Here is a 22,586-nt window from a genome sequence, read left to right on the forward strand (position 1 = left end):
CGGGGCGCCGCCCCGGCATGCATCAATAGGTCAGATTCACCGACGGCAAGCGCGTGCTCGCGCGGCCGTTGTCGCGCACGGTGGGCGACGTGTCGAGCGGCGCGCTCATCTGGTAGCGCGTGCCGAGGTTCGAATGCACGTTGATTTCGACGGGCTTGCCTTTGTCGCGGTATTCGGTGATTTCGGTGCCGTTGGCACTGCGTTCGTAAAAGCTCGGCGTGCGCGGCACGTTGATTTCGACCTTCGAGCTGACCTCGGCGGCCGGCCGATTGATCTTCTCCAGATCCGGCAGGCCGGCCCGTTCATTGGCGGACTGAGGCACGCCGGCGGGCGGCGTGTCGTCGACAGGCTGGGCTGCCATCGCGGCGTTGCCAAAGGCGAGGGCCAGTGCAACGGCGACGGGAAGGAGCGGCTTCATGGTGATTCTCCGATAGAGTGCCCCGATTCTAGCAAATCCAGCCTGGCCACCGGGCGCGATCGCCTTATTTTGCGCCCCTTTCGCGCGGCGTGCCCGCAATCTCGCGAGCCGCGCCCGAGCGTGTGTTGCGGAGCCGCCAGGTCATTTGGCGATCACGCGTTCCGTGGTAATGTGGCCTCATCAATCGAGGCGAATGAAGATGAACAACGATACCAATCAACGCGCGGTGCAGACTCCCGCCAACAGCTTCCCAACCGAATCCTTCGACGACGCGACCGAGGCCGTCACGCGCCTCTCGGCGATCTACGAAGCGAACACTTCGTTCCTGCGCGACGCCTTCGCGCGCTATCGCCGCAACGAGCTGTTCCCGAGCCGCGTGCGCGCCTGCTATCCCTTCGTGCGCGTGTGCACTGAAGTCAACACGCATATCGACTCGCGTCGTTCGTATGGTTTCGTCGCGGGCCCGGGCGTCTTCGAAACGACCGTCACGCGGCCGGATCTGTTCGGCAATTACTATCGCGAGCAATTGCGCCTGCTGGCGAAGAACCATCACGTGCAGATCGAAGTCGGTGTCTCGGACCAGCCGATTCCGATTCATTTCGCCTTTGCCGAAGGCATCCACCTCGAAGGCGATCTGGATCGCGAGCGCCTGTTCCTGATGCGCGACGTGTTCGACACACCGGACCTCGCGCTGCTCGACGACCGCATCGTCAACGGCACGTATGAGCCGCAGCCGGGCGAGCCGCATCCGCTCGCGCTGTTCACGGCGGCGCGGGTCGATTTCTCGCTGCATCGGCTGAAACACTATACGGCGACTTCGCCCACGCATTGCCAGAACTACGTGCTGTATACGAATTACCAGTTCTATATCGACGAGTTCGTCAAACTCGGCCGCACGATGATGGCCCATACCGACGACGAAGAGCAGCGCGCCTATCGCAGCGAATACACGTCGTTCGTCGAGCCCGGCGACGTGGTCACGTACAACGAGAACCTCGGCGAGCAGGCGCAGGAAGGCACGGCTCCGCCGCGCCTGCCGCAAATGCCGGCGTATCACCTGAAGCGCGCCGACGGCAGCGGCATCACGATGGTCAACATCGGCGTCGGGCCGTCCAATGCGAAGACCATTACGGATCACATCGCCGTGCTGCGTCCGCATGCCTGGATCATGCTCGGCCACTGCGCCGGGCTGCGCAACACGCAGCGTCTCGGCGACTATGTGCTGGCGCACGGCTATGTGCGCGAGGATCACGTGCTCGACGACGACTTGCCGCTGTGGGTGCCGATTCCGGCGCTCGCCGAAGTGCAGGTCGCGCTGGAACGCGCGGTCGCACAGGTCACGCAACTGGACGGCGTCGAATTGAAGCGCGTGATGCGTACGGGCACGGTGGCGAGCGTGGACAACCGCAACTGGGAATTGCGCGATCACCGCGAGCCGGTGCAGCGCCTGTCGCAAAGCCGCGCGATTGCACTCGACATGGAAAGCGCGACGATCGCCGCCAACGGCTTCCGTTTCCGCGTGCCTTACGGCACCTTGCTCTGCGTATCGGACAAGCCCTTGCATGGCGAGCTGAAGCTGCCGGGCATGGCCGATCAGTTCTATCGCGCGCAGGTCGATCAGCATCTGCAGATCGGCGTGAAGGCAATGGAGCTATTGCGGATGAACGGGCTGCATCGTTTGCATAGCCGCAAGCTGCGCAGCTTCGCGGAAGTGGCGTTCCAGTAAGCGCCTTTTCACGGGCAAACAAGGGCGAGCTCGGATCCGGCTCGCCCTTGCTCGTTCAAAGCTGCCCGAAGCCGGTCAACCCGATCAAACTGCCGGCCGCCAGCAGCCACAGCGGATGAATGCGCGTCTTCATCGCCATCACGGCGGTGAAGGCCGTGATGGCCCACGCGATTGCCGTCGGGTTCGACGCCTCGGCAATGAGCGAGGCGCTCGCCGCGACGAGGCCGGCGGTCACCGGCACCAGTCCCGACTGCGCATAGCGACGCCACGGGCGGTCTTTGAATCGCTCCCACGCATGCATCGCGAGTATCGTCACGAGCGACGACGGGCCGAACTTCGCCACCGAGGTCACCAGCATGCCGGCCCAGCCGGCCACATGCCAGCCGACCAGCGTGACGATCATCAGATTCGGCCCGGGTGCGGCTTGCGCGAGCGCGAACAGCGCGCTGAATTCGCTCGCCGGCATCCAGTGATGCACATCCACCACTTGCCGCTGCATCTCCGGAAGAATCGTATTGCCGCCGCCGAATGCGAGCAGCGAAAGCTGACTGAAGATAACGGCGAGGGAAACGAGCGTGTCGTTCATCGTGCGCTCCGCGATGCGATGTAGATGCTGAGCGGCGTCAGCACGAGCATGGTGGGCAGAAGCGGCAAACGCATGATCGCAATCGCAATGAAGCCGAGCGCCGCGATGAGCGCGGCCATCGGACTATGCCGTAACGGCAGCAGGATCTTCACGGCCATCGAGATCAACAGTCCGGCCGCCGCGGCGGCCAGACCGGCAAACAGGTGGCGAATGTGCGGGTCGTCTTGCGTGTGCTCGTACAGCACACCGAGCCCGATCACCACCAGAGACGGTCCCGCGATCAGTCCGAGCAGGCCCGCCAGTGCGCCCGGCACGCCGCGAAAGCGCATGCCCATCGCGACCGAGAGGTTGATCACGTTGCCGCCCGGTAAGAACTGGCACAGGCCCAGCAAGTCGGTGAATTCGTCGGCGCTCAGCCAGCGGCGTTGTTCGACCAGCGCGCGTCGCGCCAGCGGCAGTGCGCCGCCGAACGAGATCAGCCCGAGGCCGAGAAAGCCGCCGAAGATTTCCCGCAATGTGGGCGTGGGTGCCAGCTCGGGCACGGACGAGGTGAGATCGTGGTCCATATCGGTTAGCTTCCAGTTCAAGCTCAGGAGGTTAGCGCCGAACCCGTGTCGGACAAAACGATTTTTGCGCGCCGGCTTGTGATCTAGAATCACAAGCATGGCTCGTAACCTTCCTCCTTTTCCGGCGCTGCGCGCCTTCGAAGCCGCCGCGCGGCATGAAAGTTTCAGCGCCGCGGCGAACGAACTGCATGTGACGCACGGTGCAATCAGCCGGCAGGTTGCGGCACTCGAAAAGTGGCTCGGCGTGCAGGTGTTCCAGCGGCGCGGCAAACGCGTGCACCTGACTGGCGACGGTCGCCGCTACCTGTCCACCGTTCGGGCTGCGTTCGACAGCATCGCGCTCGCGACGGATCAATTGCGCGATACGGGCGTCGTCCATGTGCTGCGCGTGAATGCGCTGCCTACGTTCGCGATGAAATGGCTGCTGCCACGGCTGCATCAGTTCCAGCGCAAGGTGCCGAACGTGGAGTTGAGACTGTCGACCTCGAACGCGCCAGTCGACACCCTGGACGGCTTCGACGTGGCGGTTCGGCGCGGCCCCGCGCACTGGGCCAACTGCGTGAGCGGCCATTTTCTTGGCGAGAGCGAGATTCCCGTATGCAGTCCGGCGCTATTGCGGCGCTCGCCGATCAACGTCGCCGACGACCTCGCGCGGCACGTGCTGCTGCATTCCGACACGCGGCCGGAAGCATGGAGCAACTGGTTGTCGGCGGCTGGCGTGATGGTGAAATGCCGGAAGAAGCAATCGTTCGATCACTTCTATCTGGCCTTGCAGGCTGCGGTGGACGGTCTTGGCGTGGCGCTCGGCCCGTTGCCCCTGCTCTCGGACGAACTGGTGTCGGGGCGGCTCGTGGTGCCGCTGGCGGGCCCGCGCATCGATGCGCGCGGCTACTGGTGGGTCGCGAGGCGCGAGGTCGCGCAGGCGCCGCTAGTCGAGCAGTTCTGCGAATGGCTGCAAGCGCAAGGCGATCAGACCCACCAGGAAGAAACGGGCAGCGCCGAGGCTACCCGTTAGCATTCGCATGCTCATGGCGCGGCGTTGCATTCGCTTCGCGCCGGGGCGCGAAGCACGCAGCCTCACAGATAGAACATCCGGTCTTCATCCGACTTGGTCGGCTGCGGCTCGGCTTCTTCGCGGTCTTCATAGAACTTCAGCACCGCTTCGAGCACCTGATCCGGATCGTCGATGACCTGCATGAGGTCCATGTCCGTAGGGTTGATCAGGCCCATTGGCGCGAGCGAGTTCTTGAACCACCCAAGCAGGCCTTCCCAGAACTCGGCGCCCACCAGAATGATCGGCACGTGACGCGACTTCTTGGTCTGGATCAGCGTGAGCACTTCGGCGAGTTCGTCCAGCGTGCCGAAGCCGCCGGGCATGACGATCACCGCGTCGGAGTTCTTCACGAACGTGACCTTGCGCGTGAAGAAATGGCGGAAGCGCAACGAAATGTCTTGCCACTGATTGCCCGATTGCTCGTGCGGCAATTCGATGTTCAGCCCGACGGACGGCGCCTTGCCTGCATGAGCGCCCTTGTTGGCCGCCTCCATGATGCCCGGGCCGCCGCCCGAGATCACCGCGAAGCCGGCATCCGACAACTTGCGCGCGATTTGCGTGGCCAGTTTGTAGTAGGGCGAGTTGGGTTTCAGGCGAGCCGAACCATAGATGCTGACAGCCGGGCGAATCTCCGAGAGGTACTCGGTCGCCTCGATAAACTCTGCCATAATCGTGAACATCTGCCACGATGCGCGGGCCTTTTTGGCCGTTGCGCGCTCTTGATCTGCGAGTGATCGCAGACTCGGAATCACTTTTCTCTTAGTCATAATGCCTGAAGAACGAAGCCTTGAAGGTAAGACCCTGCTATTGGTCGACGGTTCGAGTTATCTGTACCGGGCCTACCATGCGATGCCTGATCTGCGCGGGCCCGACGGTGGTCCGACAGGTGCGCTCTACGGGATGATCAACATGCTGCGGCGCATGCGCAAGGAAGTCACAGCAGAGTATAGCGCGTGCGTGTTCGACGCCAAGGGCAAAACGTTCCGCGACGACTGGTATCCGGACTATAAGGCGCATCGTCCGTCTATGCCGGACGATCTCTCGCGCCAGATCGAGCCGATTCATGTGGCCGTGCGCGCGCTCGGCTGGCCGTTGCTGATGATAGAAGGCGTCGAGGCCGACGACGTGATCGGTACGCTCAGCACCGAAGCGGAAAAGCGTGGCATGAATGTGATCGTGTCGACGGGTGACAAGGATCTGGCGCAGCTTGTGTCGGATCATGTCACCCTCATCAATACGATGACTAACGAAACGCTCGACCGCGCCGGCGTGCTCGCCAAGTTCGGCGTGCCGCCGGAGCGCATTATCGACTACCTGTCGTTGATCGGCGATACCGTCGACAACGTGCCGGGCGTCGAGAAATGCGGGCCGAAAACAGCGATCAAATGGCTGACGCAATTTGACTCGCTGGATGGCATCGTCGCACATGCGGACGAAATCAAAGGTGCGGTAGGAGACAATCTGCGCCGTGCGCTCGATTTCTTACCGATGGCGAAGAAACTCGTCACCGTCGAGCGCAATTGCGACTTGACCGACCATATCGTGTCGATCGGGGAAAGCCTGCAAAGCCAGCCGGAATCGCGCGCGGAGCTGCGCGAGGTGTTCACGCGCCACGGCTTCAAGACATGGCTGCGCGAAGTGGAAATCGCGGACGCGGTGGAAGGTCCGGAAACCGATGTGCCGCCTGCCTTGTCCGTGGATCACGAGCGGCATTACGATACCGTGCAGACGTGGGAGCAATTCGACGCATGGCTCGAGAAGATCAATGCCGCCGAACTCACTTCCTTCGATACGGAAACCACCTCGCTCGATCCCATGGTCGCGCAGATCGTGGGGCTGTCTTTATCGGTCGAGGCCGGGCGGGCGGCCTACGTGCCGCTCGCGCATCGCGGCCCGGACGCCCCCGTGCAATTGCCGCGCGACGAGGTTCTCGCCAGGCTCAAACCCTGGCTGGAAAGCGTCGAGCACAAGAAGGTCGGCCAGCATCTCAAGTACGACGAGCAGGTGCTGGCGAACTACGGCATCGAAATGCGCGGTATCGAACACGACACGCTGCTGCAATCGTATGTGGTCGAATCGCATCGCACGCATGACATGGACAGCCTCGCGCTGCGCCATCTCGGTGTGAAGACGATCAAGTACGAAGAGGTCGCGGGCAAGGGCGCGGGGCAGATCGGTTTCGACGAGGTCGCGCTGGACAAGGCTGCCGAATACGCGGCGGAAGACGCCGACATCACCTTGCGGCTGCACCAGGCGCTGTACCCGCAAGTGGCGGCGGAGAAGACGCTCGAGTACGTTTATCGCGACATTGAACTGCCCACCTCGCGCGTGCTGCGGAAGATGGAACGCACGGGCGTGCTGATCGACGCGGAGAAACTGCGTCAGCAAAGCAGTGAAATCGCCACCCGTCTGATCCAGTTGGAAAGCGAGGCGTACGTGCTGGCCGGCGGCGAATTCAATCTGGGCTCGCCCAAGCAGATCGGGCAGATCTTCTTCGAGAAGCTGGAGTTGCCGGTGGTCAAGAAGACCCCGAGCGGCGCGCCGTCCACCGACGAAGAGGTGCTGCAAAAGCTTGCCGAAGACTTTCCGCTGCCGAAGATTCTGCTCGAACACCGTGGTTTGTCGAAGCTGAAGTCGACCTACACGGACAAGCTGCCGCGCATGGTCAACGCCACCACGGGGCGCGTGCACACCAACTATGCGCAGGCCGTGGCGGTCACGGGGCGGCTTGCGTCGAACGATCCGAACCTGCAGAACATTCCCGTGCGTACGGGCGAAGGCCGCCGTATTCGCGAAGCGTTTATTGCACCGCCTGGGCACAAGCTGGTCTCCGCGGACTACTCGCAGATCGAATTGCGCATCATGGCGCACATTTCCGGCGACGAATCGTTGCTGCGCTCGTTCTCGCAAGGTGAAGACATTCACCGCGCCACCGCGGCGGAGATCTTCAGCGTGACGCCGCTCGAAGTCTCGAACGACCAGCGCCGTGTGGCCAAGGTCATCAACTTTGGTCTGATCTACGGCATGAGTTCGTTCGGCCTCGCTTCCAACCTCGGCATCACGCGCGATGCGGCGAAGCTCTATATCGACCGCTATTTCGCACGCTACCCGGGCGTGGCGCGCTATATGGACGAAACGCGCGTGAGCGCGAAGGCCAAGGGTTACGTCGAAACGGTGTTCGGCCGCCGCCTGTGGCTGCCCGAGATCAACGGCGGCAACGGACCGCGCCGTCAGGCCGCCGAGCGTGCCGCGATCAACGCGCCGATGCAAGGCACCGCCGCCGACCTGATCAAGCTCTCGATGATCGCCGTGCAGAAATGGATCGAAGAGTCGAAGATCGGCACGCGCATGATCATGCAGGTGCACGACGAATTGATTCTCGAAGTACCGGACGCGGAATTGTCCGACGTGCGCAAGCGCTTACCCGAATTGATGTGCGGTGTCGCCGACCTGAAGGTGCCGCTGGTCGCCGAGGTGGGCGCCGGGCTGAACTGGGAAGAAGCGCATTGACGCGGGTATGACGGGACGCGATATCGTCGTGCGCATGTCACACATGTGCATTGATGGCTTGTGACAACCCGTGTTGCTCGCGGACAATCGCCCAAAGGCGGCGCGCTCGTGTGAGATCTCGTGCGCGTCGCGGCGACGCATAACCCATCGGCAAACACGGAGAGTTCAATGCATCGTTTTATCGTCGTTGGCGGAGGCGCGGGGGGACTGGAGCTGGCGACGCGTTTGGGCGATCGCTATGCACCCCACAAGAACAAGGGCAGCGTGCAGGCGCAAGTCACGCTCGTCGATCGTAATCCCACGCATATCTGGAAGCCGCTGTTGCACGAAGTGGCGGCCGGTAGCATGGACCCCTTCACGCAGGAGCTCGAATATGCGGCGCAAGCGCGCTGGCATGGCTTCGAATTTCAGCAGGGTGAACTGACGGGCCTGGATCGCGCGAACAAGCGCCTCACGCTCGGCACCGTACTCGACGACGACGGCGCCGAACTGCTGCCCGAACGCGAGCTCGAATACGACACGCTGATCATCGCGATCGGCAGCACGACCGCGTTCTTCGGCGTGAAAGGCGCCCCTGAGTTCTCTCTCGCGCTCGACACGGTCAGCCAGGCCGAGCGGTTCCGCAAGCGCCTGATCGCGGCCTGCATGCGCGCCGAGCATCAGGTGCACGAGCCGGTCGAGTCGGGGCCGGGCACGTCGTCCACGGGCGAGCCGCGCATTCAGGTGGCGATTGTCGGAGGCGGTGCGACGGGTGTGGAGCTGTCGGCGGAATTGCGCAACACAGCGCAGGTGTTGTCCGCTTACGGTCTGCACAAGCTCGATCCGCGGCATGACGTCGGCATCGTGCTGATCGAGGCGGGGCCGCGCATTCTGCCGGCTTTGCAGGAACGGGTCTCGACAGCCACCGCTGAACTGCTCACCAAGCTGGGTGTGAAACTGATGATCGGCGAAACCGTGGCCGAAGTCGCGCCCGGCCTGATCCGCACCGCCAGCGGCAAGACCGTGCGCGCCGATCTGACGGTGTGGGCGGCGGGCATCAAGGCGCCGGCGATTCTGAGCCAGCTCGACGGCCTGCCGGTCAATCGTCTGGGCCAGCTCATCGTGCGCCGCACGCTGCAAACCGAACTCGACGACAACATTTTTGCGCTCGGCGATTGCGCCGCCTGTCCGTGGCCGGGCAATGAGCGCAACGTGCCGCCACGCGCGCAGGCGGCCCACCAGCAGGCGAGCTTTCTGATGAAGGCGCTGGCGGCGCGGCTCGATGGCAAGCCATTGCCGGAATTTACCTATCGCGACTTCGGTTCGCTGGTCTCGCTCGGGCATTTCAGCGCCGTCGGCAATCTGATGGGCGGGGTGATCGGCGGCAATATGCTGATCGAAGGGCTGTTCGCGCGCTTCATGTACATGTCGCTGTACCGGCTGCATATCGCCGCGCTGCACGGCTATGCGCGGATGGTGCTCGATACCTTCGCGCATTGGTTGCGCCGCACCACGCTGCCGCGGGTCAAGCTGCACTGACGCGGGCTGACGCGCCCGGCCGGCGCCCGGAAAAACGTTGCTTCTGCAACAGGATGCGTGTCCGGCGTATCCTGTCGCCTCCAACGTTCAACAGAGGAGCGCCGCATGCTGAAACCCGAGATCGACAGCCTGGTCCCGCACGTTCCCTTCGACCGCCGTACTTTCATCAAGGCCGCGCTCGGCACCGGATTTGCCGCGGCCGTGCTGCCGGTGTCGGCGCAAACCATCCGTACGGACAGCGACGGCCTCGAAGCCGGCGAAGTGGCCGTGCGCTCCGGCGACACCATGGTGCCGGCGTATCGCGCGCAGCCGAAGGGTAAGACACGCTTGCCGGTGATCATCGTCGTGCACGAGATTTTCGGCGTGCATGAGCATATCGCCGACGTGTGCCGGCGCTTCGCCAAGCAGGGTTATCTTGCGATCGCGCCGAACCTGTACGAGCGGCAGGGCGATCCCACCGTTTATACGAGCATGCAGCAGCTCAACGAGCAACTGGTCAGCAAGGTGCCGGACGACCAGGTCATGGGCGATCTCGACGCGACCGTCGCCTGGGCGGGCGAGTATGGCGGCGATCTGAACCGTCTTGGCGTGAACGGCTTTTGCTGGGGTGGGCGCGTTGCGTGGCTGTATGCGGAACACAACCCGCGACTGAAGGCGGGCGTGGCGTGGTATGGGCGAGTCGCGGGCGCAAGGAGCGCGATGACGCCGGCCAATCCGCTCGACGAGGTCGCGCAGCTTCGTGCGCCGGTCCTCGGACTCTACGGGTTGCAGGATCAGAGTATTCCGCAGGACACGCTCGAACAGATGAAGCAGGCCATCGCGCAAGGTCCGCAAGCGGGACGCGGGTCGCAGTTGGTCGTGTATGACGATGCGGGCCACGCTTTTTTCGCGGATTACCGCCCGAGCTATAAGAAGGCCGATGCGGAAGACGGCTGGCGCCGCACGCTGGCGTGGTTCAAGCAGCACGGGGTAGCCTGAGCCCCGGTTTTGACGCTGGCCGGCGAGCCCCCGGGCTCGCGCGGATCAAGAAGGCCGTTACCGCCCGAGCGCGGTTCAACGGCCTTTTGCCAGCTTCGCGCTTACTGTGCGCGAAGGTTGGCGCTCAAGGATTCGGGCCCGTTGCGACGGGTCGCTTCGGATCCGAACTCCACTCACTCCACGATCCCGCGTATAACGCCGCACCGTGCAGGCCGGCGACTTCCATGGCCAGCGCATTCACACAGGCTGTCACGCCCGAGCCGCATTGCAGTATGACGTGTTCAGGCGGCGTGTCGGCGAGTAGCGCGTGGAATTCCTCGCGCAACGTGTGAGCGGGCTTGAAGCGGCTGTCGGCGGTGAGGTTGTCTTTGAAGAAGCGGTTGAGCGCGCCGGGGATATGGCCGCCGACGCGATCCAGCGTCTCGTTCTCGCCGCGATAGCGATCGGCCGCGCGCGCGTCGAGCACGACGCGTTCCTTCGAACCCAGATTGCGCTCGACCGTTTGCGCATCGACCGTGACGGACAGCGGCGCGCCGGCTTTGAAGTCGCCGGTGTTTTGCGCTGGCGCGTCCTGCGTGAGCGGATGACCGCCGGCTTCCCAGGCTTGCAGGCCGCCGTCGAGCAGCGCGACCGCGTCGTGACCGAGCCAGCGCAGCAGCCACCATGCACGGGCGGCGTACATGCCGCCTTGCGCGTCATAGGCGACAACCTGCTGCCCTTGCTTCAGACCGCGCGACTCCAGCGTTTCCACCAGCCGTGCGCGATCCGGCAACGGATGGCGGCCGTTCTGTCCGTTCTTCGGCCCCGACAGATCGCGATCGAGGTGCAGGTAATGCGCGCCCGGCAGATGCGCGGCCAGATAGGCTTTTTCGCCCGCTTCCGGATCGGCGAGATCGAACCGGCAATCGATGATGAACACGCTGCCCGGCGCGGCGGCGAGCCGTTCCGCGAGATTGGTCGCGGAGATCAGAGTGGTGTAATGAGTGTGGGGCATGATGTCTCCTGTCGACCAGAGTTGGCGCTTTAGCGCCTTACTCTGGTCCCATGCAACGCGGTCGACCAGAGTTGGCGCTTTAGCGCCTTACTCTGGTCCCATGTAAAGCTCGATACTGGCGATGGCGGCTCCGTTAGACGGCTTGGCCCCGGCAACGGATGGCCGAGCTATCCCGTTAGTCTAAACAAAAAAAGACGGACCGAAGTCCGTCTTTCCATGCGTCAGTGCTGCCAGAAGAATCTGGCCAGGCGCCAATCAGATCGTGCCGAGTTCGCGCCGCAGGAACTCGTGGAAGTGCTGCATGCCGTCTTCCATCGGGCTCTGATACGGGCCGACCTGCGATTCGCCGCGATTCATCAGCGCGCGGCGGCCGGCGTCCATGCGTTCCGCGATCTCGTCGTCTTCGCGAGCCGTTTCCATATAGGCGGCGCGCTCGGCTTCGACGAACTCCCGCTCGAACAGCGCGATTTCCTCAGGGTAATAGAACTCCACCACGTTGGTGGTTTTCTGCGGACCACGCGGGATCAGCCATGACACCACCAGCACATGCGGATACCACTCGATCATGATGCCCGGGTAGTACACCATCCAGATCGCGCCGAACTCCGGCGGATTGCCGTCGCGAAAGCGCAGCACTTCGTCGTGCCACTTACGGTAGGTCGGACTGCCCGGCTGCTCCAGATCCTTGTGCACGCCAACCGTCTGGACGCTGTACCAGTCGCCGAACTCCCACGTCAGGTCGTCGCAATTGACGAAGCTGCCGAGGCCAGGATGGAACGGCGCGACGTGGTAGTCCTCCAGATAGACCTCGATAAAGGTCTTCCAGTTGTAGTTGCACTCATGGACTTCGACGTGATCGAACATGAAGCCCGAAAAATCGAAATGTTCCTTGGTGCCGAGGCGCGCCAGATCCCGCGCGACGTCGCGCCCCTGCGCTTCGAACAGCAGCCCTTGCCAGTTCTGCAGCGGCGTGGCGCCGAGATTCAGGCAGGGATTGTCCGCAAAATGAGGCGCACCGAGGAGCTGGCCGTTCAGGTCGTACGTCCAGCGATGCAGGGGGCAGACGATATTCTCCGTCTGGCCGCGGCCGTTGAGCATGATGGCTTGCCGGTGGCGGCACACGTTCGACAGCAGTTCGACTTGCGACTGCTGGTTACGGACGAGCACGCGCCCTTCGCTCTCGCTCGGCAAAGCAAAATAATTCCCCGCCTCGGGCACCATGAGATCGTGGCCGATGTAGCGAGGACCTTTCTTGAAAAGGGTGTCGATTTCGCGCGTTAGAAGCGCTTCGTCAAAGTAAGCCGTGACTGGCAGCTGGCTGTGGACAGACCGCAACTGCAATGCATTGCTCAGATTGGACATTCCCACTCCCGTGAAGACGTGAAAGCAGTGAACAACCCAACCATCGAAGATTCGATTTAGGGAGCCCGCGATTATACCCGTTTCCCCCCTCTTGGGGCGCTTAAGTGCCTGATTTGGGTAAAAAATGTCAAGAAAGTTCGACCTTTTCGCCGCAGACCGATCACTTTTTTTCTGCGAGACTGGTGGGGCAGCGGAGGGCCGGAAGGCGAGGCGTAGGCCGGCGAGCGGATCGGAAATGTCGCTTTTGCCGTAGAATGTCCGACTTGTTTTAATTTTGCGACTATTCATGGCGAAGACCGCGTCGAAAGATACTGCTGCCACGCCAGCCGAAGGCGTCGACACTACGCCGCTGCCCGAGAATTACGAGGCCGCTCAGGCGGAGCTGGAGGGGCTGGTTGCGCGCATGGAAAGCGGCAATCTCAGCCTCGAGGAGTCGCTCACCGCCTACCGGCGTGGCGCGGCCCTCGTGGCGTTTTGCCAGCAGCAGCTCGAGAAGGTCGAGCAGCAGGTGCGCGTGCTCGACGGCGAGACGCTCAAGCCGCTGCCCATGAATACCGCAGGCACAGCCGCTACTGAGAGCGGGGACGACCTATGACATTCGAACAATGGATGCGCTCGGTGCTGGAGCGCGTCGAAACGGCACTAGAACATTACCTGCCGACCGAGGCAACCGAGCCCGCCACGCTGCATGAGGCCATGCGCTACGCGGTGTTGGGCGGCGGCAAGCGGGTTCGCCCGCTGCTGTGCCACGCGGCCGGCGAGCTGACCGGCGCGCGCGCCGAATGCCTCGACGCGGCAGCAGCGGCACTGGAAATGATTCATGTGTACTCGCTCGTCCACGACGACATGCCGTGCATGGACGACGACGCGCTGCGTCGCGGCAAGCCCACGGTACACGTCAAGTATGACGAAGCCACGGCATTGCTGGTGGGCGATGCGCTGCAATCGCAGGCGTTCGTCGCGCTGACCTCGGACGTGCTGGCCCCGGCGCAACAGGCCGCGCTCGTGCGCGAACTGGCGCTGGCGAGCGGCTCGATCGGCATGTGCGGCGGGCAGGCCATCGATCTGGCGAGCGTCGGCCACACGCTGACGCGCGTGCAACTCGAAACCATGCACCGCATGAAAACCGGCGCCTTGTTGCGTGCCGCGGTGCGCATGGGCGCGCTCGCGGGTGAAACGCCGAATGCGGAGGCCATGCGCTCGCTGGACGCTTATTCGGCCGCTGTCGGCCTCGCGTTTCAGGTCGTCGACGATATTCTCGACGTGACGACCGATTCCGCGACGCTCGGCAAAACGGCTGGTAAAGACGCGAAGGACGGCAAGCCGACCTACGTGTCGATTATTGGACTCGACGCGTCGCGCGCGCTCGCAGCGCAGTTGCGCAGTGACGCTCACGCCGCGCTGGCGCCGTTTGGCGCACGCGCGCAGCGTCTTGCCGAATTGGCCGACCTGGTGGTGAACCGGGTTAGCTGAACGCGAAAGCCCGCCGCCGCGCGCCTCCTTTGTGGGGTGCATGTATGAAGTGCGGGCGCGTAAGTTTTCCTACAATGGAACGACGATGTACGACTTGCTGAAAACCATTGACGACCCGGCAGCACTGCGCCGCCTCGATCGCCGCCAATTGCAACCGCTTGCCGACGAGTTGCGTGCCTTTGTGCTCGACAGCGTATCGCAGACGGGCGGCCATCTTTCGTCCAACCTCGGCACAGTCGAGTTGACCATTGCGCTGCACTACGTGTTCGACACGCCGCACGACCGGATCGTCTGGGACGTGGGCCATCAAACTTATCCGCACAAGATCCTGACGGGTCGCCGCGACCAGATGCACACGTTGCGTCAGTTGGGCGGCATCTCGGGCTTCCCGAAACGTGACGAGTCGGAATACGACACTTTCGGCACGGCGCACTCGAGCACGTCGATCTCGGCCGCGCTCGGCATGGCGGTCGCGAGCAAGCTGAAGGGCGACAACCGCATGGGCATCGCCGTAATCGGTGACGGCGCAATGACGGCCGGTATGGCCTTCGAGGCGATGAACAACGCCGGTGTCGAAGACGACGTGCCGCTGCTGGTCATCCTGAACGACAACGACATGTCGATTTCGCCGCCGGTCGGCGCGCTGAATCGCCATCTGGCGCGTCTGATGTCGGGCCGCTTCTACGCGGCCGCGCGTGCCGGCGTGGAGCGCGTGCTGCGCGTCGCGCCGCCCATGCTCGATCTCGCCCGCAAGCTCGAAGAGCACGCGAAGGGCATGATCGTGCCGGCAACGCTGTTCGAAGAATTCGGCTTCAACTACATCGGTCCGATCGACGGTCACGACCTCGATTCGCTGATCCCGACGCTGCAGAACATCAAGGAACTGCGCGGTCCGCAATTCCTGCACGTCGTGACGAAGAAAGGCCAGGGCTACAAGCTGGCCGAAGCCGACCCGGTGCTGTACCACGGCCCGGGCAAGTTCAATCCGGCCGAAGGCATCAAGCCGGCCACCACGCCGTCGAAGAAAACTTACACGCAGGTGTTCGGCGAATGGCTGTGCGACGCCGCCGAGCTGGACGCGCGCGTCATTGGTATCACGCCGGCCATGCGGGAAGGATCGGGCATGGTGGAATTCGAGAAGCGCTTCCCGGACCGCTATTTCGACGTCGGCATCGCCGAGCAACACGCGGTGACGTTCGCCGGCGGTTTGGCCGCGGAAGGCATGAAGCCGGTGGTCGCGATCTACTCGACCTTCCTGCAACGCGCGTACGATCAACTGATTCACGACGTCGCACTGCAGAATCTGCCGGTGGTGTTCGCGATCGACCGCGCGGGGCTGGTCGGCGCGGACGGCGCAACGCACGCGGGCGCTTACGACCTGGCGTTCCTGCGCTGTATCCCGAACATGACGGTGATGGCCGCGTCGGACGAAAACGAATGCCGCCAGATGCTGTACACGGCATTGCAGCAGCCGAACCCGACGGCGGTGCGTTATCCGCGTGGCGCCGGCACGGGTGTCGCCACGGTCAAGCAAATGGCGGCGCTGCCGCTCGGAAAGGGTGAGATTCGTCGCGAAACGTCGCAGCCGGCTGGCAAGCGCATTGCGATCCTCGCGTTCGGTACGATGGTCGCGCCGTCGCTGGCTGCGGCCGAGCAACTGGACGCGACGGTCGCGAACATGCGCTTTGTGAAGCCGCTGGACGCCGATCTGGTCCGCCAGTTGGCTGAAACGCACGACGCCATCGTTACGGTGGAAGAAGGCTGCGTGATGGGCGGCGCGGGTTCGGCATGCGTCGAAGCCCTGCTTGCCAGTGGGGTTATCCGACCGGTACTACAATTGGGCCTCCCCGATCAGTTCATCGATCATGGAGATCCGGCGAAGCTGCTCGCCGCGTGCGGTCTCGACGCCACGGGTATCACCAAGTCGATCCGCGAGCGTTTCCTGTTGAGCGGGGCGGTGGGCGGCCAGTCGTCGGTGAAGCGCGTCGCGTAAGCGCTGCTGCTCGCTGTGCGGCCGCCGTGCAGGCGGCTATCGCGCCCATAGCAAGCTCCAATTTGAATTGGTGGGCCTTCGGGCCCATCATTCGACGCCGGCAGGGGCCGGCGTTTGCCATTTGCGCGCCTGGATTTGCGCGGCCGCTGGAGCCCCCAGGCCTGTCGCTTCGCGACAGCACCTGAGGGCGCAGTCCCGAAGGGGACTTCCTCCGGGGCAGAAAAGCTGGGGCGGCACGGCATTTCCTGAAAGGACAAAACAATGAATCAGATGAATCCCGCCTTTGTGATGCCCGACGTGCAAAGCACGCCTGACACCCGCCAGATCCCGATTCAACGGGTCGGCGTGAAGGCGGTGCGCCATCCGCTCACGGTTCGCACGCAAGGCGGCGAGGTGCAGCCGACGGTCGGGACGTGGAATCTGGACGTGCATTTGCCGGCCGACCAGAAGGGCACGCACATGTCGCGCTTTGTCGCCTTGCTTGAAGAGAACAAGGCACCCCTGGAACCCGCCACGTTCCGCACCATGCTCGCCGCGATGCTGGAAAAGCTGGAAGCCGAGGCGGGCCGCATCGAAGTGTCGTTCCCTTACTTTGTGAGCAAGACCGCACCGGTGTCGGGTGTGCAGAGCCTGCTCGACTACGAAGTCACGTTGACGGGCGAGACCCGCAACGGTGCGACGCGTCTGTTCATGCAGGTGCAGGTGCCGGTTACCAGCCTGTGCCCATGCTCGAAGAAGATCTCGCAGTACGGCGCGCATAATCAGCGCTCGCACGTGACGATCAACGCCGAGCTGGCGGGTGACGTGGCCGTGGAAGAGCTGATCCGGGTCGCAGAAGAAGAAGCCTCGTGCGAGCTGTGGGGCTTGCTTAAGCGCCCGGACGAGAAGTTCGTCACCGAGCGCGCCTACGAAAATCCGAAGTTCGTTGAAGATCTGGTGCGCGACGTCGCCCAGCGTCTGAACGCGGACGAGCGGATCGTGGCGTACGTGCTCGAAGCCGAGAACTTCGAGTCGATTCACAATCACAGCGCGTATGCGGTGATCGAACGGGATAAGCGGGCGGGTTGATACGCGCGTTTGCCGACTGCATGGAAAAGCCGCTTCTTGAAGCGGCTTTTTTTACGGTTTAAGGATATCGGCCTCAGCGTGCGAGGGACGTCAGATCCCAGCGTGGCTTCACCGTGAACGCGTAGTCCTTGCCCGACTGGCCCGGCCAACGCTGCAGGCGCAAAGCGCCGGCCAGCGCGATCATCGCGCCGTTGTCCGTGCACAGCGACAAGTCCGGATAGTGCACATAGAAATTGCGCTTCTTCGCGGCGGCGGAAAGCGCCTCGCGCAGTTGCCGGTTCGCGCCGACGCCGCCCGCGACGACCAGCCGGTTGAGTTTGGTTTTCTTGAGCGCGGCCAGCGACTTCGCCGCCAGAACCTCGACCGCCGCGTCGACGAAACCGCGCGCCAGATCGGCTTTCGCCTGCTCACAGATGTTGGCGCCGCCGAGCTTCCTGGCGTGCGTGAGGACGGCGGTCTTCAGGCCGCTGAAACTGAAATCGAGATCGCCCGAATGCAGCATCGGGCGCGGCAGCACCACGGCGCCGGGCGTACCGAATTCCGCCATGCGCGAGACTTCCGGGCCACCGGGATAGCCGAGGCCGAGCAGCTTCGCGGTTTTGTCGAAGGCTTCGCCGGCGGCGTCGTCCAGCGTTTCGCCGAGCGTCTCGTAGACGCCCACGTCCGTCACGCGCATCAACTGCGTATGGCCGCCGGACACCAGCAGCGCGACGAACGGAAACGGCGGCGGCTCGTCCACCAGCAGCGGCGAGAGCAAATGCCCTTCCAGGTGATGGATGCCGATGGTCGGCTTGTCCCACGCCATGGCCAGCGCATTTGCAACGCTCGCGCCGACCAGCAGCGCACCTGCGAGACCCGGGCCTTGCGTGTAGGCGATCGCGTCGATGTCGCCGCGGGCCGTGCCGGCGCGTTCCATCACCTCTTCGAGCAGCGGCAGCGCGCGCCGGATGTGATCGCGCGACGCCAGCTCCGGCACCACGCCGCCGTACTCCCGATGCATCGCAATTTGCGAATGCAGCGCGTGCGCCAGCAGGCCGCGCTCCGTGTCGTAGAGCGCGAGACCGGTTTCGTCGCAGGAGCTTTCGATGCCGAGAACGAGCATGATGGGTGGGCCTGAGCGGACGCGCGAGTCATGACACTCCAGCGCCCGAAAGTGAAAAAGCAAGCCTGAAAGTATAGCAGTGCGGGCAAGGAGCCGCAGACGCGCAGGTACAATGCGACCGCATGGAATCCTTCGATATCGCAGTGATCGGCGCAGGCGCGGCCGGCATGATGTGCGCGGCCGTGGCCGGGCAGCTCGGCCGTCGCGTGGTGCTGATCGACCACTCGCAGCGTCTCGCCGAGAAGATCCGCATCTCCGGCGGCGGCCGCTGCAACTTCACGAATCTGTATGCCGGCCCGGCCAACTACCTGTCGGCGAATCCGCATTTTTGCCGCTCGGCACTCGCGCGCTACACGCCGCGCGACTTCATGGCGTTGCTCAAGCGCCATCATGTGACGTGGCATGAGAAGCATAAAGGGCAGCTTTTCTGCGACCAGTCGAGCGACGCGGTCATCAACGTGCTGAAGAGCGAGTGCGACGCGGGCCGCGTGGCATGGCGCACGCCCCTGTCAGTCGAACAGGTGCGTCAGGACGCGGAAGGGCGGTTCACGCTGGATACCCGGTCGGGGCCGATCAGCGCGCGTGCGCTCGTGATCGCGACCGGCGGGCTGTCGATTCCAAAGATCGGCGCCACGGATTTTGCCTATCGTCTTGCCAAGCAGTTCGGTCACAAACTGATCGACATGCGCCCCGCGCTGGTTCCGCTGACCTTCGCCGCAACCGACTGGGAGCCGTTCTCGGCGCTGTCCGGCGTCTCGCTGGAGGTGCAGCTCGAGACCGGCAACAAAAAGACCGGCGCTGAATTCAACGAAGATCTGCTCCTCACGCACCGCGGCCTTTCCGGGCCGGGCGTGCTGCAGATTTCGAGCTACTGGCAACCCGGCGAGCCGATTCACATCAACCTGTTGCCCGAGCAGGACGCCACGACCGCCTTACTCGAAGCCAAAACCGGCACCAGGCGTCAGATTGCCAGTCTGTTGTCGGAGTGGGTGCCGCAGCGGCTCGCCCATGTCTGGCTGGAAGCCCACCAGGTGCCCGCCGAAGCGCGCCTCGCCGACTTGCCGGACAAGACCCTGCGCCGCGTCGGTGAAGCACTGACGCGCTGGACGCTCACGCCCAACGGCACGGAAGGCTATCGCAAGGCCGAAGTGACGCGCGGCGGCGTCGACACGCGCGACCTGTCGTCGGCGACGATGATGAGCGCGCGCGCCCCAGGCTTGTACTTCATCGGCGAAGCGGTGGACGTCACCGGCTGGCTGGGCGGCTATAACTTCCAGTGGGCGTGGGCATCGGGCGTGGCGGCCGGCCAGGCAGCCGTGGAGTACGCGAGAGGGGCTTGACGGCTCTCTGGCTTTGTGAGAAAGCTCTGCTATACTCCTGAACCTTTACAAAGTTCCGTTATTGAAAAATGACGACCATCCGCGTAAAAGACAACGAGCCGTTTGAAGTCGCCATGCGCCGTTTCAAGCGCACCATGGAAAAAAACGGTTTGTTGACGGAACTTCGCGCTCGCGAGTTTTACGAAAAGCCTACGGCTGAGCGCAAGCGCAAGAAGGCGGCTGCGGTGAAGCGTCATTTCAAGCGTCTGCGTGGTCAGATGCTGCCAAAGAAGTTCTACTGATTCTGGCGTTGCCGCGGTTCCCGTCAAACGGAGCGGCGACATCCACCCGGTGACGGCGCAGCAGGTGCCATCACGGAAAACACGGCCCTTCGGGCCAGCCGGCAGGGTCGCGCCCACCACGCACATTGTGCCAACCCGCTTGAGGAAGCAGTCCCAAGCGGGTATTCGTGTTGATGCGGTTAGCCTGGCCGGTTTCTCAATTCCAACGCATTCAGGTGAGTGATGAGTCTCAAGGACCGGATCAACGACGATATGAAGGCCGCCATGCGGGCACGTGAAACCGAGCGTCTCGGCACGGTCCGCCTGTTGCTCGCCGCGATCAAGCAGCGCGAAGTCGACGAACGCGTCACGCTCGACGACACCGCGATCACCGCTGTCGTCGACAAGATGATCAAGCAGCGCAAAGACTCGATCAGCCAGTTCGAAGCGGCAGGCCGCACGGATCTGGCCGACAAGGAAAAGTCCGAACTGGCGATTCTGTCTGCCTATATGCCGGAACAGATGTCCGAGGCGGAGATCATTGCCGAAGTTCAGGCCGCGGTAGCGCAAACTGGCGCGGCCGGCCCGCAGGACATGGGCAAGGTGATGGGCGTGCTCAAGCCGAAGCTGGCTGGCCGTGCCGACATGACCGCGGTCTCGGCGCAGGTCAAGGCCGCACTCGCGAAGTAAGGTCCGTTGTCCGGTCTGCGCGCGCCGTCGCTCGACGGGCGGCGTGTGCAGCCTTGAGTCTTTCAGGTAGCGTCATTTACTGTGATTCCTCCGTCATTCCTGCAGGACCTGCTCAACCGCGTCGATATCGTCGACGTGGTGGGCCGGTATGTGCAGTTGAAAAAGGGCGGCGCGAACTTCATGGGGCTGTGCCCGTTCCACAACGAAAAAAGCCCTTCGTTTACGGTTAGTCCGACTAAGCAGTTCTATCACTGCTTCGGCTGCGGGGCGCATGGAACGGCCATCGGTTTTCTGATGGAGCACGTTGGCTCGTCCTTTCCGGAAGCGGTCAACGAGCTGGCGCAGTCGGTCGGCTTGACCGTGCCGAACGAGCCTTCGCCGGGCTATGGCGGCGGTTCCGGCGGCCATGCGCCGGCGGCGTCCAAAGCGGTCACCACGGCGCTTTCCGACGTCATGCAGACCGCCTGCGACTTCTACCGCAAGCAACTGCGCAGCGCGCCGGTCGCGATCCAGTATTTGAAGAAGCGCGGCTTGACCGGCGAGATCGCGGCCCGTTTCGGGCTCGGCTACGCCCCGGACGGCTGGCAGAACCTCGAAGCGGCATTTCCGAACTACCGGGACGATTCGCTGGTCGAATCGGGTTTGGTGATCGTGAGTGAAAAGTCCGACGCACAGGGGCAGAACCGTCGGTACGACCGCTTTCGCGAGCGGGTCATGTTTCCGATCCGCAATGTAAAAGGGCAGGTGATCGGCTTCGGCGGCCGTGTGCTGGACGGCGGCGAGCCGAAATATTTGAATTCGCCCGAAACGCCTTTATTTAACAAAGGCAGCGAGCTGTACGGACTGTTCGAGGCGCGCCTCGCGATACGCGAGCAGCACTACGTGCTGGTCGTGGAAGGCTACATGGACGTGGTCGCGCTGGCCCAATTAGGGTTCCAGAACGCGGTTGCCACGCTCGGCACGGCCTGCACGCCGATTCATGTGCAGAAACTGATGCGCCAGACCGACACGGTCATTTTCAGCTTCGACGGCGATTCGGCGGGCCGGCGTGCCGCGCGTCGCGCGCTGGACGCCTGTTTGCCGCACGCCGCGGACAACCGCACCATCCGGTTCCTTTTTTTGCCGTCCGAGCACGATCCGGACAGCTATGTGCGTGAATACGGCACGGAAGCCTTCGCCGAGCAGGTCGAGCGGGCCATGCCACTGTCGCAGTTCATGCTGAACGAGGTGCTGACCGGCAAGGAACTGGACCAGCCGGAGGGCAAGGCCCGCGCGCTGTTCGACGCCAAGCCGCTGCTGCAGGCGCTGCCGGCCAACGCGCTGCGCGCGCAGATCATGCATATGTTCGCCGACCGGCTCGACGTGCCGTTCGACGAGGTTGCCGCGCTGTGCGAGGTCGATTCTCGAATCGCGGCGGCGGCCCGTGCCGCGCCGGCCCGCAAAGACCGGCGCAGTGTGACGGGAATCGAGGAGAAAACGCTGCGCAATCTGGTCATGCATCCGCGCACGGTGGCGGTGCTCGACGAGGAGGCCGAACAGGCGCTCCTCACGGTCACGCGGCACGGCGAGCTGTTCGAAGAGGTGACGACACACGCGCGTGCGCTGGGCGATTCGGCGGAGTTCCAGCTGTTGTCCGACCTATTGCGAAACGGCGCGAACGCCCCAACTTTCGAGGAAATCTTTCGCAAAATTCTAGACTATGATGAAAACGTCCGGGATTTGCTGCTGAAGGACCCGGAAGATGCGACCGTAATCGAGGAACGGCGCGAGCAGGAGCGGATCGTTGGCGAGGAACTGAAGGCGGCGATCCTGAAGATGCGGTACGACGCTTACTGCGATCGGCTCGAGCAACTTTCGCGGCAATCCCGGCATACGCCGGAGGAGTTCGCGGAGCTGTCGGAGCTCAACCGGAAGCGGGCCGACATGAAGCGCCGGCTCGGGCTGTAGG

General features: G+C 63.5%; 20 protein-coding genes. 13 read left to right on the forward strand and 7 right to left on the reverse strand.

Annotation, left to right across the window (positions count from 1 at the left end; translation table 11 throughout):
- Positions 1–22: 22 nt before the first annotated feature.
- Complete coding sequence (locus tag CJU94_RS29470; RefSeq protein ID WP_095422109.1) at positions 23–418, reverse strand: hypothetical protein; 396 nt, start codon at positions 416–418, stop codon at positions 23–25.
- Positions 419–617: 199 nt separating this feature from the next.
- On the opposite strand from CJU94_RS29470, the gene CJU94_RS29475 reads away from it, so the two are divergent.
- Positions 618–2,144 carry an AMP nucleosidase gene (locus CJU94_RS29475; RefSeq protein ID WP_095422850.1) on the forward strand — a complete coding sequence of 509 codons (1,527 nt, stop codon included), beginning with the start codon at positions 618–620 and terminating at the stop codon, positions 2,142–2,144.
- A 55-nt stretch (positions 2,145–2,199) separates the two neighbouring features.
- Here the strand turns inward: CJU94_RS29475 and CJU94_RS29480 are convergent, their stop codons facing one another.
- Positions 2,200–2,730 carry a chromate transporter gene (locus CJU94_RS29480; protein ID WP_095422110.1) on the reverse strand — a complete coding sequence of 177 codons (531 nt, stop codon included), beginning with the start codon at positions 2,728–2,730 and terminating at the stop codon, positions 2,200–2,202.
- Entirely contained in the window at positions 2,727–3,296 is a 570-nt protein-coding gene (locus CJU94_RS29485; protein ID WP_095422851.1) for a chromate transporter, read from the reverse strand. Before CJU94_RS29485 ends, CJU94_RS29480 begins: the two co-directional genes overlap by 4 nt.
- Positions 3,297–3,393: 97 nt before the next feature.
- On the opposite strand from CJU94_RS29485, the gene CJU94_RS29490 reads away from it, so the two are divergent.
- On the forward strand, positions 3,394–4,311 hold the full coding sequence (locus CJU94_RS29490) for a transcriptional regulator GcvA (RefSeq protein WP_095422111.1): 918 nt from the start codon (positions 3,394–3,396) through the stop codon (positions 4,309–4,311).
- 62 nt (positions 4,312–4,373) lie between these two features.
- Here CJU94_RS29490 and CJU94_RS29495 read toward each other — a convergent pair whose 3' ends face one another.
- Complete coding sequence (locus tag CJU94_RS29495) at positions 4,374–5,117, reverse strand: LOG family protein (protein WP_095422112.1); 744 nt, start codon at positions 5,115–5,117, stop codon at positions 4,374–4,376.
- A 1-nt stretch (position 5,118) separates the two neighbouring features.
- Here CJU94_RS29495 and polA point away from each other — a divergent pair, with 1 nt between their 5' ends.
- The 3 genes from polA to CJU94_RS29510 all read left to right on the forward strand — a co-directional run bounded on the left by polA (position 5,119) and on the right by CJU94_RS29510 (position 10,356).
- The gene (gene polA / locus CJU94_RS29500; RefSeq protein WP_095422113.1) at positions 5,119–7,860 is read left to right on the forward strand and encodes a DNA polymerase I; all 2,742 of its coding nucleotides are present in this window, start codon (positions 5,119–5,121) and stop codon (positions 7,858–7,860) included.
- Positions 7,861–8,028: 168 nt separating this feature from the next.
- Positions 8,029–9,378, forward strand: coding sequence for an NAD(P)/FAD-dependent oxidoreductase (locus CJU94_RS29505; RefSeq protein ID WP_095422114.1), 1,350 nt, complete (start codon positions 8,029–8,031; stop codon positions 9,376–9,378).
- A gap of 105 nt (positions 9,379–9,483) precedes the next feature.
- Complete coding sequence (locus CJU94_RS29510) at positions 9,484–10,356, forward strand: dienelactone hydrolase family protein (protein ID WP_095422115.1); 873 nt, start codon at positions 9,484–9,486, stop codon at positions 10,354–10,356.
- Positions 10,357–10,480: 124 nt separating this feature from the next.
- Here CJU94_RS29510 and CJU94_RS29515 read toward each other — a convergent pair whose 3' ends face one another.
- Both CJU94_RS29515 and CJU94_RS29520 read right to left on the reverse strand, forming a co-directional pair.
- Positions 10,481–11,350: a sulfurtransferase gene (locus CJU94_RS29515; RefSeq protein ID WP_095422116.1), complete on the reverse strand. Its 870-nt coding sequence runs from the start codon at positions 11,348–11,350 to the stop codon at positions 10,481–10,483.
- A gap of 255 nt (positions 11,351–11,605) precedes the next feature.
- Positions 11,606–12,712 carry an aromatic ring-hydroxylating oxygenase subunit alpha gene (locus CJU94_RS29520; protein WP_095422117.1) on the reverse strand — a complete coding sequence of 369 codons (1,107 nt, stop codon included), beginning with the start codon at positions 12,710–12,712 and terminating at the stop codon, positions 11,606–11,608.
- Between the two features lie 286 nt (positions 12,713–12,998).
- On the opposite strand from CJU94_RS29520, the gene CJU94_RS29525 reads away from it, so the two are divergent.
- The 4 genes from CJU94_RS29525 (at position 12,999) to folE2 (ending at position 17,246) form a co-directional block, all read left to right on the forward strand.
- Positions 12,999–13,307, forward strand: coding sequence for an exodeoxyribonuclease VII small subunit (locus CJU94_RS29525; RefSeq protein ID WP_007178839.1), 309 nt, complete (start codon positions 12,999–13,001; stop codon positions 13,305–13,307).
- A complete protein-coding gene (locus CJU94_RS29530; RefSeq protein ID WP_095422118.1) occupies positions 13,304–14,185 on the forward strand; it encodes a polyprenyl synthetase family protein in 882 nt (293 codons plus the stop codon). Before CJU94_RS29525 ends, CJU94_RS29530 begins: the two co-directional genes overlap by 4 nt.
- A gap of 85 nt (positions 14,186–14,270) precedes the next feature.
- The gene (dxs, locus tag CJU94_RS29535) at positions 14,271–16,178 is read left to right on the forward strand and encodes a 1-deoxy-D-xylulose-5-phosphate synthase (protein ID WP_095422119.1); all 1,908 of its coding nucleotides are present in this window, start codon (positions 14,271–14,273) and stop codon (positions 16,176–16,178) included.
- Positions 16,179–16,439: 261 nt separating this feature from the next.
- A complete protein-coding gene (gene folE2, locus CJU94_RS29540) occupies positions 16,440–17,246 on the forward strand; it encodes a GTP cyclohydrolase FolE2 (protein WP_095422120.1) in 807 nt (268 codons plus the stop codon).
- Between the two features lie 73 nt (positions 17,247–17,319).
- Here the strand turns inward: folE2 and tsaD are convergent, their stop codons facing one another.
- Positions 17,320–18,348, reverse strand: coding sequence for a tRNA (adenosine(37)-N6)-threonylcarbamoyltransferase complex transferase subunit TsaD (tsaD, locus tag CJU94_RS29545; RefSeq protein WP_095422121.1), 1,029 nt, complete (start codon positions 18,346–18,348; stop codon positions 17,320–17,322).
- A 122-nt stretch (positions 18,349–18,470) separates the two neighbouring features.
- On the opposite strand from tsaD, the gene CJU94_RS29550 reads away from it, so the two are divergent.
- The 4 genes from CJU94_RS29550 (at position 18,471) to dnaG (ending at position 22,585) form a co-directional block, all read left to right on the forward strand.
- Entirely contained in the window at positions 18,471–19,688 is a 1,218-nt protein-coding gene (locus tag CJU94_RS29550) for a BaiN/RdsA family NAD(P)/FAD-dependent oxidoreductase (protein ID WP_095422122.1), read from the forward strand.
- A gap of 68 nt (positions 19,689–19,756) precedes the next feature.
- Positions 19,757–19,969, forward strand: a complete 213-nt coding sequence (gene rpsU, locus CJU94_RS29555; RefSeq protein WP_028196180.1) for a 30S ribosomal protein S21 — start codon at positions 19,757–19,759, stop codon at positions 19,967–19,969.
- A gap of 222 nt (positions 19,970–20,191) precedes the next feature.
- The gene (locus tag CJU94_RS29560) at positions 20,192–20,638 is read left to right on the forward strand and encodes a GatB/YqeY domain-containing protein (RefSeq protein ID WP_095422123.1); all 447 of its coding nucleotides are present in this window, start codon (positions 20,192–20,194) and stop codon (positions 20,636–20,638) included.
- 81 nt (positions 20,639–20,719) lie between these two features.
- A complete protein-coding gene (gene dnaG, locus CJU94_RS29565) occupies positions 20,720–22,585 on the forward strand; it encodes a DNA primase (RefSeq protein WP_095422124.1) in 1,866 nt (621 codons plus the stop codon).
- Position 22,586 lies beyond the last annotated feature (1 nt).

Source organism: Paraburkholderia aromaticivorans (assembly GCF_002278075.1).
GTDB classification, from domain to species: domain Bacteria; phylum Pseudomonadota; class Gammaproteobacteria; order Burkholderiales; family Burkholderiaceae; genus Paraburkholderia; species Paraburkholderia aromaticivorans.